Source organism: Amycolatopsis sp. Poz14 (genome assembly GCF_006704225.1).
Lineage (GTDB): Bacteria > Actinomycetota > Actinomycetes > Mycobacteriales > Pseudonocardiaceae > Amycolatopsis > Amycolatopsis nivea.
Window position 1 is genome coordinate 1,882,163 of the sequence record NZ_JACLHD010000001.1, and the last position, 14,601, is coordinate 1,896,763.

General features: G+C 69.7%; 10 protein-coding genes. 7 read left to right on the plus strand and 3 right to left on the minus strand.

Annotated features, from left to right (window positions below):
• The first annotated feature begins 2 nt into the window (after nucleotides 1-2).
• The 5 genes from FKO37_RS09375 (at nucleotide 3) to FKO37_RS09395 (ending at nucleotide 8,983) form a co-directional block, all read left to right on the plus strand.
• A complete protein-coding gene (locus FKO37_RS09375) occupies nucleotides 3-1,595 on the plus strand; it encodes an ABC transporter substrate-binding protein (RefSeq protein WP_238604252.1) in 1,593 nt (530 codons plus the stop codon).
• Nucleotides 1,595-2,575 carry an ABC transporter permease gene (locus FKO37_RS09380; RefSeq protein WP_037820422.1) on the plus strand — a complete coding sequence of 327 codons (981 nt, stop codon included), beginning with the start codon at nucleotides 1,595-1,597 and terminating at the stop codon, nucleotides 2,573-2,575. The genes FKO37_RS09375 and FKO37_RS09380 overlap by 1 nt, the downstream gene beginning before the upstream one ends.
• 1 nt (nucleotide 2,576) lies before the next feature.
• The gene (locus tag FKO37_RS09385; protein WP_238604253.1) at nucleotides 2,577-4,484 is read left to right on the plus strand and encodes a dipeptide/oligopeptide/nickel ABC transporter permease/ATP-binding protein; all 1,908 of its coding nucleotides are present in this window, start codon (nucleotides 2,577-2,579) and stop codon (nucleotides 4,482-4,484) included.
• Nucleotides 4,485-4,605: 121 nt separating this feature from the next.
• Entirely contained in the window at nucleotides 4,606-5,568 is a 963-nt protein-coding gene (locus FKO37_RS09390) for an ABC transporter ATP-binding protein (RefSeq protein WP_238604254.1), read from the plus strand.
• A gap of 106 nt (nucleotides 5,569-5,674) precedes the next feature.
• Nucleotides 5,675-8,983: a serine hydrolase gene (locus tag FKO37_RS09395; RefSeq protein ID WP_238604255.1), complete on the plus strand. Its 3,309-nt coding sequence runs from the start codon at nucleotides 5,675-5,677 to the stop codon at nucleotides 8,981-8,983.
• A 44-nt stretch (nucleotides 8,984-9,027) separates the two neighbouring features.
• On the opposite strand, the gene FKO37_RS09400 is transcribed toward FKO37_RS09395, so the two are convergent.
• The 3 genes from FKO37_RS09400 to FKO37_RS09410 all read right to left on the minus strand — a co-directional run bounded on the left by FKO37_RS09400 (nucleotide 9,028) and on the right by FKO37_RS09410 (nucleotide 11,128).
• Entirely contained in the window at nucleotides 9,028-9,228 is a 201-nt protein-coding gene (locus tag FKO37_RS09400) for a hypothetical protein (protein WP_134732405.1), read from the minus strand.
• A 71-nt stretch (nucleotides 9,229-9,299) separates the two neighbouring features.
• The gene (locus FKO37_RS09405; RefSeq protein WP_043836645.1) at nucleotides 9,300-9,941 is read right to left on the minus strand and encodes a response regulator transcription factor; all 642 of its coding nucleotides are present in this window, start codon (nucleotides 9,939-9,941) and stop codon (nucleotides 9,300-9,302) included.
• A complete protein-coding gene (locus tag FKO37_RS09410; protein WP_167754307.1) occupies nucleotides 9,929-11,128 on the minus strand; it encodes a sensor histidine kinase in 1,200 nt (399 codons plus the stop codon). The genes FKO37_RS09405 and FKO37_RS09410 overlap by 13 nt, the downstream gene beginning before the upstream one ends.
• A 147-nt stretch (nucleotides 11,129-11,275) precedes the next feature.
• Here FKO37_RS09410 and FKO37_RS09415 point away from each other — a divergent pair, with 147 nt between their 5' ends.
• Together FKO37_RS09415 and FKO37_RS09420 are read left to right on the plus strand one after the other, a co-directional pair.
• Nucleotides 11,276-12,016, plus strand: a complete 741-nt coding sequence (locus FKO37_RS09415; protein WP_037820432.1) for an ABC transporter ATP-binding protein — start codon at nucleotides 11,276-11,278, stop codon at nucleotides 12,014-12,016.
• A 5-nt stretch (nucleotides 12,017-12,021) separates the two neighbouring features.
• A complete protein-coding gene (locus FKO37_RS09420) occupies nucleotides 12,022-14,592 on the plus strand; it encodes an FtsX-like permease family protein (protein ID WP_238608241.1) in 2,571 nt (856 codons plus the stop codon).
• The last annotated feature ends 9 nt before the right edge of the window (nucleotides 14,593-14,601 follow it).

The following is a 14,601-nucleotide window of genomic DNA, read 5'->3' on the forward strand; positions in this document are numbered from 1 at the left end:
CCATGAAAACTGCCCGGCTCACCGCCGCGATGGCGGGCGTGGTGGCCTTGACCGTGAGCGCGTGCGGGGGATCAGCGCAATCCGGGACGGACCGGACCGCGAACCAGAAACTGGTCGACGGCAAGACTTTCACCTTTGCCCTGCCGACCGATCCGGGAACGCTCGACCCGGCGATCACCGTGTTGTCGGCCGCTCGCAATCTCGACGGGTTCCTCTACGACGCCCTGATCAATCTCGACTCCAAGGGCGAGCCGGAGGCGGCGCTCGCGGAGAAGTGGGATGCGGATACGACCACCGCTTCGTTCACTCTGCGCAAGGGCGTCACCTGCTCCGACGGCAGCCCGCTGACCGCGGCCGACGTGGCGGCGAACATCAACTTCATCGGCGACCCGGCGAACAAGTCACCGCTGGCGGGCGTCACGGTGAAGAGCGGCACCAAAGCGGTCGCCGGCGAGGGCACGGTCAAGATCACCAGCGGTGCGCCGGACGCGTTCCTGCTCCGCAACATCGCCGGTCTGCCGATCGTCTGCGCCAAGGGGCTGGCCGACCGGAAAACGCTCGCCAAGGGCGAGAACGGCACCGGCATGTTCGCCATGACCGAGATCGTCCCGAACGACCACTACACGCTGACCCGGCGCAAGGACTACACCTGGGGCCCCGGCCAGTTCGACCCGAAGCAGAAGGGCCTGCCGGACAAGATCGTCGTCCGGGTCGTCCCGAACATGACGACGACGACCAATCTGCTGCTGTCCGGCGAGGTCAACGCCGCCCAGGTGCTCGGGCAGGACCAGCAGCGGCTCAAGGCACAGCGGCTGTACCACGCCGACATCGTCGCCCCGTTCGGCGAAATGTTCTTCAACCAGGCGCCCGGCCGGTTCGGCGCGGACCAGGCGATGCGCCGCGCGCTGACCCAGGCGATCGACCTCCCGCAGGTCGCGAAGGTGCTGACCCGCGACGGCAGTGCTCCGGTCAGGGGCATGGTCACCATGGAACCCCGGCCCTGCCAGGGCGATTCGGCCACCGGGAAGATGCCCGGCTTCGACGTCGCCGCGGCCAAGGCGGCGCTGGAGCAGGCGGGCTGGAAACCGGGACCGGACGGCATCCGCGTCAAGGACGGGAAGCGGCTGTCGCTGACCGCGATCTATGGAACACAGGCCGGTCCGACGATGGCTCCCGGCGCGGAGCTGATGCAGCAGGGCTGGAAGGCAGCCGGCGTCGACGTCCAGCTCAAGGGCCTCGACAGCCCGGGGATCAGCCAGGCGCTGTTCGCCACCGGCGAGTGGGACATCTCGTTGGCTCCGCTCGGCCTCACCGTGCCCAGCGAGCTGGTGCCGTTCATCTCCGGTGCGCAGCCGCCGGAGGGCACGAACTTCGCGCACATCAAGAACCCGCAGTACGACGCGCTGGTCACCAAGGCGGCCACCCAGGCCGGGCAAGCGGGTTGCGCGGACTGGCTGGCCGCGGAATCGGCGCTGTACGAGAAGCAGGACGTCGTGCAGTTCGCGAACTCGGTGCTCCCGACCTTCGGCAGCAACGCGAAGTTCGAGATCGTCAACGGCTACCTCAAGCCGGCCACCATCCGGATGTACGCCTGATGACCGGCGCGATCGCCGTCGCGGGCCCGAAGGTCAGCCCCTGGCTGGCCTTCGGCGCCCGCCGCCTCGGGCGGTTCGTGGTGTCGCTGTGGGTGCTGGTCACCATGGCGTTCCTGATGATCCAGCTGATCCCCGGCGACCCGGTGCGCTCGGCGCTCGGCCTGACCGCGCCGATCGAGCTGATCAACGCCCGGCGCGCCGCGCTCGGCCTGGACCATCCGCTGTGGCAGCAGTACCTCGACTATTTCGGCGGGCTCTTCCGCGGCGATTTCGGCACGTCGATGCTGACCGGGCAGCCGGTCGGCGACGTCATCTCCGACCGGCTCCCGGCGACGCTGCAGCTGGCGCTGCCCGCGTTCGCGGTGGTCATCGGGCTCGCGATCCCGCTCGGCCTGACGTTCGCGGTGCTGACCCGCGGCGGACGGCATCGCGGCGCCGAACTCGGGTTCACCTCGACCACCGTGCTGTTCGCCGCCATCCCGGAGTTCCTGGTCGCGGTGGCGCTGGTGGCGTTCTTCGCGGTGCAGCTCGGCTGGTTCCCGGTGGCAGGCCACGAGGGCGCGGGTTCGCTCGTGCTGCCGGTCATCGCGCTGGCGCTCGGCCCGGCCTCGACGCTGTCCCGGATCGTCCGGGTGGAGACGCTTTCCGTGCTGGGCAACGATTTCGTCCGCACCGCACGGGCGAAACGGCTTCCCGCGCGGATCGTCTACCTGCGGCACGCGCTGCCGAACGCGCTGACCGCGACCCTGACGCTCGGCGGGCTGATGCTCACCAGCCTCGTCGCGGGAACCGTGCTGGTGGAGAACGTGTTCGCCTGGCCGGGCCTCGGTTCGACGATCTCGCAGTCCATTCTGCAGAAGGATTACCCGCTGGTGCAGGGAATCGTGCTCGTGTACGGCATCGGCGTGCTGCTGGTGAACCTCATCGTGGACCTGCTGCTCGCGGTCCTCGATCCGCGTTCGACGATCCGGGAGAACTGAGATGGCGAAACGGCGCGGACAACGGTGGCTGGCCGCCGTGCGCACCCCGCTCGGCGCGTTCTCGGCCGGTCTGCTCGTGCTGGTGATCGCGGTGGCGGTGCTGGGCCCGATCCTGTGGCAGGACGCGGCTTCGGCGATCGACACGAACGCGATCGGCCAGGGCCCGTCGGCCGGCCATCTGGTCGGCACCGACGAACTGGGCCGCGACATTTTCTACCGCGTGCTGGTGGCGACCCGGCTTTCGGTGCTGCTGGCGCTGATCGCCGCGGCGCTCGGCGTCGCGACCGGCCTGGTGCTCGGCATGCTGCCCGCGGTGCTGCCGCGTCCGCTCGGCAGACTGCTGACGGCGGCGATCAACATCGCGGTCGCGTTCCCCGGGCTGCTGCTGGTGTTGTTCTTCGCGGTGATTTTCGGCGTGGGAACCCAAGGCGCGGTGATGGCGATCGGGTTCGCGCTGGCCCCGCAGTTCGCCCGGCTGACCCAGACGTTGTCGGCCTCGGTGGCTGGACGGGACTTCGTGTCCGCCGCCCGCGTCGCCGGAGTGGGCCGGATCCGGTTGCTGTTCCGGCACATCCTGCCGAACATCGGCGAGCCGCTGGCGGTCAACGCCACCATCGGTGCCGGTGGTTCGCTCCTGGCGTTCTCCGGCCTGTCGTTCCTCGGGATCGGCGTGCAGGCCCCGGATTACGACTGGGGACGGCTGCTCAACGAAGGTCTCAACGGCATTTACGTCAACCCGGCGGCGGCGCTCGCGCCCGGCGTGGCGGTGGTCCTCGCGGGGCTCGCGTTCAACCTGTTCGGGGAGACCGTCGCCGGAGTGATCGGGGTGCGGACCCGGTTGCCGCGGTTGACTCCTCGGGTGCTGCGAAAGTCCAAAGTGGACCCGATTTCCGCGGACGATGCCGTGCTGGTGGTCGAAAACCTGGAAGTCGCGTTCCCGCGGCCGACGGGCTGGACGGTTCCGGTGCGCGGCGTGAGCTTCACCGTGCGAGCGGGCGAGGCGATCGGGGTCGTCGGCGAATCCGGTTCGGGCAAGAGCTTGACCGGACTCGCGGTGTCGCGGCTGATCGAATCGCCCGGTTCGGTGACCGCGGACCGGCTGGACTTCGCCGGAACCCCGGTGCTCACCACACCGGAACGCGAATTGCGGACGCTGCTCGGGACGTCGCTGGCGATGGTGTTCCAGGACCCGATGACGTCGTTCAACCCGACCCGGCGAATCGGTCGTCAGCTCGCCGAGGTTTCGCAGCAGCACCAAGGGCTTTCGCGGGTGAAGGCGTTCGAGCGGGCGATCGACCGGCTGCGCGCGGTACGGATTCCGGCCGCGGAACGGCGCGCGAAGCAGTACCCGCACGAGTTTTCCGGCGGCATGCGGCAACGCGCGATGATCGGCATGGGCCTGATGGGCGACCCGCGGTTGATCATCGCCGACGAACCGACGACCGCACTGGACGTGACCGTGCAACGGCAGCTGTTGCGGTTGCTGGCCCAAACCCGCGCCGAACGGGACACCGCGATCATCCTGATCAGTCACGACATCGCGGTCGTTTCCCAGACGTGCGAACGAATCCTGGTGATGTACGCCGGACGGATCGTGGAGGATCTGCCCGCTGCCGGACCGGACATCACGCCGCGGCATCCGTACACGCGGGCGCTGCTGGCCACGACACTCGACCTGGAGACGGACCCGGACGCGCCGCTCGCGGTGATCCCCGGCCGTCCGCCGGAACCGGACCAGATGCCGTCCGGCTGCGCGTTCGCGAGCCGCTGCCCGGTGGCGACCGACCGGTGCCGCGAGGAGGACCCGGAACTGACCGTGCTCGCGCCGGAACACCGGGTGGCGTGCTGGCATCCGGATGCGGCACTGTCGGAAGAAGCAGTTGCCGCCGCTTCGGGAGGCACGAAATGACCGACCTTGACCTCCGCTGGCCAAGGTCCGTGAAGGACTCATTGAGGGAATCTGATTCCCTCAATGAGTCCTTCACGGACCATCGCGCCGGGCGGAACGAAGCAGTGGCGGGAGGGGCGGAATGAGCGAGCTGGTTTTCGATTCGGTCAGCGTCCGGTACGGCGGGCGGCGCGGGCTCACCGCGGTGGACGGCGTGTCGCTGACCGTCCCGGCGGGCAAGGTCGTCGGGCTCGTCGGCGAATCGGGTTCGGGCAAGTCGACGCTCGCGAAGGCGGCCGTCGGATTGTCGCCGGTGAGCGCGGGCCGGGTGCTGCTCGGCGGCGTGGACGTGCGGAAACTGCCGCGTCGGCGTCCGCTGCAGATGGTGTTCCAGGATCCGTATTCCTCGCTCAACCCGAGGATGACCATCGGCGAATCGATCGCCGAAGCGATGCCGCGCGGGACGGACCGCTCGGCGGAGGTCGCCCGGCTGCTCGAACTGGTCAATCTCGATCCCGAACGGGCCGCGCATCTGCCGGGGCAGTTGTCCGGCGGGCAGCGGCAACGCGTCGCGCTCGCCCGGGCTCTCGCGGGTCAGCCGCAGGCGCTGATCGCCGACGAGATCACCTCCGCGCTCGACGTTTCGGTGCAGGGCGCGGTGCTCAACCTCGTGCGTTCGGTGCAGCGGCAGCTCGGCCTGTCGATGCTGTTCATCTCGCACAACCTCGCCGTGATCCGGTATCTCAGCGATTTCGTCGCGGTGATGTACCTCGGCCGGATCGTCGAAGCCGGACCGGCCGAGCAGGTGCTCACCGATCCGCAGCATCCTTACACCCGCGACCTGCTCGACGCCGCCCCCTCGGCGCACAAGTCGCTGTTCGACCAGGAGCCCGGCGCGACCGCGGACGCGGAACCGCCGGATCCGCACCATCCGCCAACCGGCTGCCGGTACCACCCGCGCTGCCCGGTCGGCCCGCTGGTGCGCAGCGACCGCGAGATCTGCCTCCGGGCCGATCCGGCCGAGGACGCCGCGCCCCGGCGGCACGCATCGGCCTGCCATTTCCTAATCCGGCCAAAAGAAGGCCGCCCCCCACTCGGCACGTAACCGTTGCTGAGAAGCCATTAGGCCGTGGCTGTGGCCGGATTAGGAACGATCAGCACAGTGCCGAATCCGAGGGCCACGAGCCCGCGATCTCCCAAGGAGCCAGCGTATGACCCGCCGTCTCGGCATCGATGACCTCTACGACCTCGCCGCGCCCAGCCAGCCCGCGCTTTCGCCGGACGGCAGCCGGATCGCCTACGTGGTCCGGACCGCGGACCGGGAGGAGGACCGGAACGTCGACGCGCTGTGGACGGTCGGCGCTTCCTCCGGCGAAGCCCGCCAGCTCACGCGCGGCAACGCGGACGCGGCGCCGAAATGGTCCCCGGACGGTTCCCGGCTCGCGTTCCTGCGCGCCCAGGACGGCCCGCCGCAGATCTGGATCCTCCCGGCGGACGGCGGCGAGGCCGAGCAGCTCACCAAGCTGCCGCTCGGCGCGGGCGCGCCGGTGTGGAGCCCGGACGGCAGCAAGATCGCGTTCTCCTCGGCGATCGATCTCGCCGCGGTCGTCGAAGCGCCGCCGGCGAACACGCCGATCGTCGCCGAGCGGCTGGACTACAAGTCCGACGGCCCCGGCCTGCTGAAGACGCTCCGCAGCCACGTGCACGTCCTCGACGTCGCGACCGGCGAAGTCCAGCAGCGCACCTCCGGCGACTGGCACGCGGGCCAGCCCGCCTGGTCGCCCGACAGCAAGCACGTCGCGTTCACCGCGGCCCTGGACGCCGACGCCGACCTCACTTTCCGTTCCGCCGCTTACGTTCTCGACGTCACCGAGCGGAACGCCGAACCGCGCCTGGTCGGCACCGACAAGGGCATGGCGGGCACGGCCGGCTGGACCAAGGACGGCAAGGCGCTCCTGGTGGTCGGCCGCACCGACACCGCCACCGGGCACCTCGGCCTGCTGCGCGTCCCGCTGGACGGCGGCGAGACGGTCGACCTGGCCGCCGGCCTCGACCGCAACGTGATGCCCGGCGGCCCCGGCTACCCGGGCGCGCTGCCGCAGCTGACCGAGGCGGGCGACGTCGTGGTGTTCGCGATCCGCGACCGCGGCTGCACTCATCTGTACGAAGTGGACCTTGCCGGTGGCGAGCCTCGCGCGGTGCTGACCGGCGACGGCAACGTAGTGTCCGGAATGGACTTGGTCGGCGACTGGGCCGCGATTGTGCTGGCTACCAACGATTCCTTCGGCGAGGTCGCCGTTGTCGACCGCGCCACGGGCGAGGTCGACGTGCGCACGAAGCACGGCGACGCAGTGTCCGAAGCGGAATTGTTCACCCGTGAATCGCGCGAATTCACCATCAGCGACGGCACCGTCGTGCAAGGCTGGCTCATCCGTGACACCGAACGCACTGGCGCGCAGCCGCTGCTGATCGACATTCACGGCGGTCCGCACAACGCTTGGAACGGTGCCGCGGACTCGATTCACCTGTACCACCAGACCCTCGCCGCACGCGGCTGGGCAGTGCTGCTGATCAACCCGCGAGCCAGCGACGGTTACGGCGAAGCGTTCTACACCGCGGCGATCGGCGCGTGGGGCCAGGCGGACGCACCGGACTTCTTCGAACCGATCGACCAGCTCGTCGCCGAAGGCCTCGCCGACCCGGACCGGCTCGCCGTGACGGGTTACAGCTACGGCGGCTTCATGACCTGCTACCTGACCAGCCGTGACGACCGTTTCGCCGCCGCGGTGGCCGGTGGCGTGGTCAGCGACCTGACCAGCCTTGCCGGGACGTCCGACGGCGGACACTTCATGGCTGTCAACGAATTCGCCGGACTCTCGTCGGGACAATACGAGAACTCCTCCCCGCACGCGCAGGTCGAGAACGTCCGCACCCCGACGCTGATCCTGCACGGCGGCGAAGACGTCCGCTGCCCGGTCGGTCAGGCCGAGCAGTGGTTCACCGCGTTGCGCGAGCGCGACGTGCCGTCCCGGCTGGTGCTGTACCCAGGCGGCGCGCATCTGTTCATTTTGGACGGTCCGCCGTCGCACCGCGTCGACTACAACCGGCGCGTGGTCGACTGGGTCGAGCAATACGCGGGTTCGCGGGTGCCGATCGAGGCCGCGCACTGGAGCCGTCGCCTGGCGGAACTGGCGCGCAAGCACGACGTTCCCGGTGCGTCGCTGGGCATCCTGCGCGTCGACACCGGCGAGGAGGTGTTCGCGACCCATGGCGTGCTGAGCAAGACGACCGAGGTCGAGGTCACCGAGGACTCGCTGTTCCAGATCGGCTCGATCTCCAAGGTGTGGACGTCGACCGTGGTGATGCAGCTCGTGGACGAGGGCCTGCTCGACCTCGACGCCCCGATCGTCGACGTGCTGCCCGAACTGCGGCTGTCCGATCCGGAGGTGACCAAGCGCGTCACCATGCGGCATCTGCTGACGCACACCAGCGGCATCGACGGCGACATCTTCACCGACACCGGCCGCGGCGACGACTGTGTCGAGAAGTTCGTCGACCTGCTGGAGGACGCCGCGCAGAACCATCCCCTCGGCGCGACTTTCTCCTACTGCAACTCAGGTTTCGTCCTCATGGGCCGGGTGATCGAGAAGCTCACCGGGAAAACCTGGGACGCCGCGATGCGGGACAAGCTGTACACGCCGCTCGGCCTCACGCACACCGTCACGCTGCCGGAGGAAGCGCTGCTGTTCCGCGCCGCCGTCGGCCACGACGCGCCGGAGGGCGAAGAACTGGCTCCGGCTCCGGTCTGGCAGCTGCCCCGTTCGGCCGGACCGGCCGGTCTGATCACCTCGCGTACGAAGGACGTTCTCGCCTTCGCCCGCTTGCACCTCACCGGCGGGCTGACCGAGGACGGCACGCGGATCCTGTCGGCGGAATCGGCCGCGGCCATGGCGGACAAGCAGGCCGACGTCCCGGACAAGCACACCCTCGGCGATTCGTGGGGCCTCGGCTGGATCCGCGACGAGTGGGACGGCCGCCGCATCATCGGCCACGACGGCAACACGATCGGCCAGTCGGCGTTCCTGCGCCTGCTGCCGGACGCGGGCCTCGCGGTCACCCTGCTGACGAACGGCGGCCACGCTCGGGACCTGTACACCGAGCTGTACCGGGAAATCTTCGCCGAACTCGCCGACGTCGCCATGCCGCGCCCGCTCGAACCCCCGGCCACGCCGGTCACGGTGGACGCGAGCCGCCACGTCGGGGTGTACGAACGGGCTGGCGCGCATGTCGAGGTTGTGGAGCGCGAGGGTGGTTTGCGCGTCGTGTACACGACGACCGGACCGCTGGCGGAGCTGACGCCGGACAAGGTCCAGGAATTCGACCTGGAGGCGGTCTCGGACACGCTGTTCCTGCTCCGCATGCCGGGCGGGCAGTTCTGGACGCCGGTGCTGTTCTACACGCTGCCGACGGGGGAGCCGTACATGCACTTCGGCGCGCGGGCGACGCCGAAGGTGTCCTGAGGCTTGAGGGGCCGGGCATTCGCTGCCCGGCCCCTCAACCCTGGTCAGTCCTTGCGGCGCGCCAGGTAACGCACCAGCAGCAACACTAGACACGCCACCGCTATCCCGCCGCCGATATACCGGTAAGTCGCCTCCAACCCAGCGAACTGGCCGATCGAGTTAGCAGCGGCGCCGGCGAGAAAAATCAGCCACAGCAAGGTAGTCACAACAGGGCCGCCGGCGGTGCGGCTTCGGGAAGTCTCCATGCCGAGAACACTATGCAGCGGAGAAGGGCGCAAACAGGCCGTAAGCACCCAACTTCACGGTAGCGCCTGCGCTACCTCTTCCCGTTCAGGTAGGCCAGCACAGCGAGCACCCGCCGGTGTCCGTTGTCCTCCGGCAGCCCCAGTTTCGCGAAGATGTTGCGGATGTGCTTGAGCACCGTTCCGTCGCTGACCACCAGCAGTTCCGCGATCGTGGCGTTGTTGTAGCCCTCCGCCATCAGCCCGAGCACCTCGCGTTCGCGTGCGGTCAGCGCGTCGAGCGGGTCGCGGCGGTGGGCCAGCAGCTGGGTCACCACCTCCGGGTCCATCGCCGTGCCGCCCTCGACCACCCGTTGGAGCGAATCGAGGAACTTGGCGACCTTGCCGACGCGTTCCTTGAGCAGGTACCCGACCGCGCCCTTGCCGTCCGCGAGCAGCTCCGCCGCGTAGCGGGTTTCGACGTGCGCGGAAAGCACCAGCACCGGCAGCCCGGGGTGCAGCTGCCGCGCCTGCACGGCCGCGCGCAGGCCCTCGTCGGTGTGCGTGGGAGGCAGCCGGACGTCGGTGATCACCGCGTCCGGGCGGTCCTCGCGGACGAACGCGAGGAAGTCGTCGGTATGGTCGAAAGCGGCGGCCACCTCAATGCCCGAGGTGTCGAGCAGCAGCACCAAACCTTCTCGCAGCAGGGCGTCGTCCTCGACGATCACGACCCGCATGGCAACTCCACTTCCAGAACAGTCGGTCCACCGGGCGGACTCGTCAGCGTGACCGTCCCGTCGAAAGCTTCGGCGCGTTTCCGGATCCCGGCCAGTCCGCTGCCCTGGGATTCGTCCGCGCCGCCGCGGCCGTCGTCGCGGATTTCGATCCGCACGGTGTCGACGGTGCCGTCGAGCGTAATCGACGCGTGTTCCGCGCCCGAATGCTTGGTCACGTTCGCGAGCGTTTCAGCCACGATGAAGTACACCGCCGCCTCGACCGCGGCCGGGCGGCGCGCGGAGCTGCGAACGTCCACAGTGCACGGAACCGCGCATCGGTCGGCGAGCGCGGTGATCGCGCCGTCGAGCCCGCGGTCGGTCAGCAGCGGCGGGTGGATGCTCCGCACGACCGTGCGCAATTCGGCGAGCGCTTCGGTCGCCGCGTCCTGCGCCTTGCCGAGCAATTCCCTTGCCTTGGCGGGATTTCCTTCGAAAAGCTGATCGGCGATCCCGAGTTGCAGCACGACCGCGGACAGCCGTGCCTGCGTCCCGTCGTGCAGATCGCGTTCGAGACGGCGGAGTTCGGCGCCGTGCGCCTCCAGCGCGGCGGCGCGGGTCGCGGTCAGCTCGACGACCCGGTCAGTCAGCGAGGCGCCGGGCCGCGGGCCGAGAAGCGCCCGCGTCGCCAGGGCTTGCCAGCGAGCCAGCGGCGCGGCCCAAAAGGTGAGCGCGATCATGACGATCCCGCTGAAGATGCAGAGCGCGGCCGACGGCCACGAGTTCACCATGAATTCCAGCGAGCTCTGGATTCCGCCGGGCACCAGCCACCAGAACACGCCGGTGAGGATCTGCCGCAGTCCGCCGAGCGGCAGGCCGAACGCGAGCACCCCGACGAGGAAGCCGACCACCGCGTGCACCGCGAGCCATGCGAGATCGCGCAGGCTCGCTGGGTCACGAATGGGCGAAACGTTGGCGTACGGCTCCGCGATCGGCTCGCCGAGCCTGCGCCCGGCACGGCGGCGTTCGAACCGCAGCGGGTAGCGGAGCAGTTTCAGCGCGACCGGGAGCGCCGGAATCCCGACGCCGATCAAACACGTCGCGAGCACGATGGCCATCGCGAAAAAGAGCAGCATCGCGAGAAACGCGGTCGCGGCTCCCACCAGCAAATAGCGGAGTCCGGACCACCACGAGCGCAGCCACCTTTTCACCCGCACAGTGTCCCATTAGGACCTCCCCACCGGGCGTGGTGGTGCCTGCGCTACCCCCAAGACTCTCGCGCTCGGGATCGTTTCCGCGCCCCCGCCGCCATAGCTTCGTAGAGACAGAAATCTGCTGGTCCGAGGAGCGACACGAACATGAACACAGGCGGAACACACGCCCTGAGGCTGGAAGCGGTGCGCAAGATCTACGGCTCCGGCGACGGCGCGGTCACCGCGCTGGACGGGGTGTCGGTCGGGATCCAGCGAGGCTCGTTCACCGCGGTGATGGGGCCGTCCGGGTCCGGCAAGAGCACCTTCCTGCACTGCGCGGCCGGGCTCGACCGGCCGAGTTCGGGAAAGGTGCTGCTCGGCGAAACCGAACTCGGCGGACTCCGCGAGCGCGCGCTCACCGAATTGCGCCGGACCCGGATCGGGTTCATTTTCCAGGCCTACAACCTGCTGCCGTCGCTGAACGTGCTGCAGAACATCACCCTGCCGATGCGCCTGGCGGGCAAGAAGCCCGACGCGCGCTGGTTGCGCGAGATCGTCGACAGCGTCGGCATCGCGAAGCGGCTCGAGCACCGCCCGGCGGAACTGTCCGGCGGGCAGCAGCAGCGCGTCGCGATCGCCCGCGCGCTGATCACCCGGCCCGAGGTCGTGCTCGCCGACGAACCGACCGGCGCGCTCGACACCCGCACCGCGCGCCAGGTGCTCGACCTGTTGCGCACCGTGGTCGACCAGATGGGCCAGACCGTGTTGATGGTCACCCACGACCCGGTCGCCGCGTCCGCCGCGCACGGAGTGCTGTTCCTCGCCGACGGCAAGCTCGCCGGCCACCTCGCGCAGCCGACCCCCGAGCGGGTCGCGCAGCGGCTGACGCACCTCGGGGAGTGGTGACCGCCATGTGGTCGTTGGCTTGGCAGACGACGAGGGCCCGGCTGAGCGGGTTCGTCGGCGCGTTCATCGCGATTCTCTGCGGCACCGCGCTCGTCGCGGGCTGCGGCATCCTCATGGAATCCGGTCTCCGGGCCGGAGTCCCGACCGAGCGCTACGCCGACGCGTCCGTGGTGGTCGGCGGGGTGCAGACCACGAAACCGCCGGGATCGGATTTCGGCGAGTCCGAGCAGGTCACCGAACAGACCACGGTGCCGGAGACGCTGGTCAACCGGATCGCGTCGGTGCCAGGGGTGCGCCAGGCGGTGCCGGAGCAGGACTTCCCGGCGAACGTCGTGACGTCCGGCGGCGAGGTGCTCACCGGCCCGAACGGCACCCAGTCGCGCGGGCACAACTGGGACGCGGCCGTGCTGGCCCCGCTCTCCATCCGGGACGGGCACGCGCCCGAGGCGGCGAACGAGGTCGTTCTCGACGCGGAACTGGCCGCCCGCGCCGGAGTTTCGGTCGGCGGCACAGTGCGGATCTCGACCCGGTCCACGCCGATGGAGTTCCGGGTCAGCGGCATCGCCACGCCCCAGTCCGCCAGCGGGCTGAGCCGGCAGTCGGCCCTGTACTTCTCCGCCGCGCGCGCCGCTGATCTTTCCGGGAAGCCCGGGCAGGTCCACGCGATCGGCGTGCTCGCCGCTCCCGGGGTCGCGGCGGGCGACCTGGAAGACCGCGTCAACGCGGCGGTCAAGGGCGAACCGGTCACGGTGACCGCCGGGATGGAACGCAGCACGGTCGAATTCCTCGACGTGAGCCAGACCCGGATGCTGCTGTTCATCCTCGCGGGCGCGTTCGGCGGGTACGCGATCCTGGTCGCGGTGTTCGTCGTGGCGAGCACGCTGGCGCTGGTGATCAACCAGCGACGGCGGGAATTCGCGCTGCTGCGGGCGATCGCCGCCACCCCGAAGCAGATCCGCAAGCTGATCAGCGCCGAAACCATGCTGGTCGCGACGATCGCCGGGGTGCTCGGCGCGGGTCTCGGCGTGGCCGTCGGCTACGGATTGCGCAACTCCTTCGCCGCGGTCGGCGTGATCCCGCAGGACTTCGGCCTCGCGATCGGCCCGCTCCCGCTCGTCGTCGCGTTCCTGCTCGGCTTGGGCGCGGCCCGGCTGGCCGCGTGGTCGGCGGCGCGGCGTCCGTCGTCGATCCGCCCGATCGAAGCGCTCGGCGAGGCGGCCGTCGAACGCCGCGAACTCGGCCGGGCCCGCCTCGTCGTCGGCTGGGTGCTGGTGGCGCTCGGCTTCGGCGGCGCGACCGTCCCGATGTACGTGACCGGACCGGGTGCGCTCGCCGCCTCCTCGATGTCCGCGCTGGTGGTCGTGATCGGGCTCTCGGTGCTCGGGCCGAAGGTGGTCGCCTTCATGACGCGGATCATCGGCCCGCTGTACTCCGGCTTCTCGCGCATCAGTGGTTACCTCGCCGCGGCGAACAACCAGGCCAACGCCCGGCGGCTCGCCTCGGCGGTGACCCCGGTGATGCTGGCGGTCGCGTTCGCGATCTCGATGTTCTACAGCCAGACGTCGTCCGCCGCCGCCACCCGGGAGCAGGCGGTCCGGTCGACGACCGCGGACCACGTCCTGACGAGCACGACCGGCGCGCTGTCCCCGGAGGTCGCCGCGGCGGCGCGGGCCATCCCCGGAGTCGCGGCCGCTACCTCGGTGATCCGCACCGACGTCGTCACCACGGTCAAGGAGGACCAGCAGCTGCGCGTCATGAAGTACCCGGCGCAGGGGCTGAACGGCGACCAGGTCCGCGGCGTGCTCGACCTCGGCGTCGTGTCCGGGAATCTGGCCGACCTGCGCGGCGACACCGTCGCGATGAGCAAGAGCGAAGCCGATTGGTACGACAAGAAAATCGGCGACGAGGTCGACTTCTGGTTCGGCGACGGCAGCCCCGCGAAGGTGAAACTGGTCGCGGTCTACACGCACAACCAGGCGTTCGGCGAGTACGTGCTGCCCGCCGATCTCGCCCGCGCGCACACGGGGGACCGGATGGACAGTTCCGTTCTGGTGCGCCAAGACCCGAACGCGGATCCGGCCGCGGTGACCGCCGCGTTGCGCGACCTCAGCGCCCGCTACCCGGGCCTCACCGTGACCCCGAGCTCCACGGTTTCCGCGCTGGAAAGCGCTTCGGCGCAGCAGCAGTTCTACCTGAACCTCGTCGCGGTCGGCGTGATCCTCGGCTACGTGGTGATCTCGGTGGCCAACACGCTGGTGATGACCACCGCGCAGCGTTCGCGGGAATTCGCCCTGCTGCGGCTGATCGGCACCACCCGGGGCCAGGTCGTGCGGATGATGCGCCTGGAAGCGTTGACGACCGCGGGCATCGCGGCGCTGATCGGCACCGTGGTGGCGGCGATTCCGTTGGCGATTCTGAACCTTGCCCTGCGCGACACTCCGCTCCCGGCAGGAACTCCCGCGGTATTCGGCGGAATCATCGCCGGAGCTTTCTTGCTCAGCCTGGTCTCGCTCGGACTGTCCACTCGGGTCACCTTGCGCGCCAAGCCCATCGACGCCATCGGCCTCCGCGAATAAGAAAGAAGA

Excerpts from the sequence above, each read along its gene's own strand:
- FKO37_RS09375 (WP_238604252.1), top strand. The coding sequence starts at position 3 with ATGAAAACTGCCCGGCTCACCGCCGCGATGGCGGGCGTGGTGGCCTTG.
- FKO37_RS09380 (WP_037820422.1), top strand. The coding sequence starts at position 1,595 with ATGACCGGCGCGATCGCCGTCGCGGGCCCGAAGGTCAGCCCCTGGCTG.
- FKO37_RS09385 (WP_238604253.1), top strand. The coding sequence starts at position 2,577 with ATGGCGAAACGGCGCGGACAACGGTGGCTGGCCGCCGTGCGCACCCCG.
- FKO37_RS09390 (WP_238604254.1), top strand. The coding sequence starts at position 4,606 with ATGAGCGAGCTGGTTTTCGATTCGGTCAGCGTCCGGTACGGCGGGCGG.
- FKO37_RS09395 (WP_238604255.1), top strand. The coding sequence starts at position 5,675 with ATGACCCGCCGTCTCGGCATCGATGACCTCTACGACCTCGCCGCGCCC.
- FKO37_RS09400 (WP_134732405.1), bottom strand. The coding sequence starts at position 9,228 with ATGGAGACTTCCCGAAGCCGCACCGCCGGCGGCCCTGTTGTGACTACC.
- FKO37_RS09405 (WP_043836645.1), bottom strand. The coding sequence starts at position 9,941 with ATGCGGGTCGTGATCGTCGAGGACGACGCCCTGCTGCGAGAAGGTTTG.
- FKO37_RS09415 (WP_037820432.1), top strand. The coding sequence starts at position 11,276 with ATGAACACAGGCGGAACACACGCCCTGAGGCTGGAAGCGGTGCGCAAG.
- FKO37_RS09420 (WP_238608241.1), top strand. The coding sequence starts at position 12,022 with ATGTGGTCGTTGGCTTGGCAGACGACGAGGGCCCGGCTGAGCGGGTTC.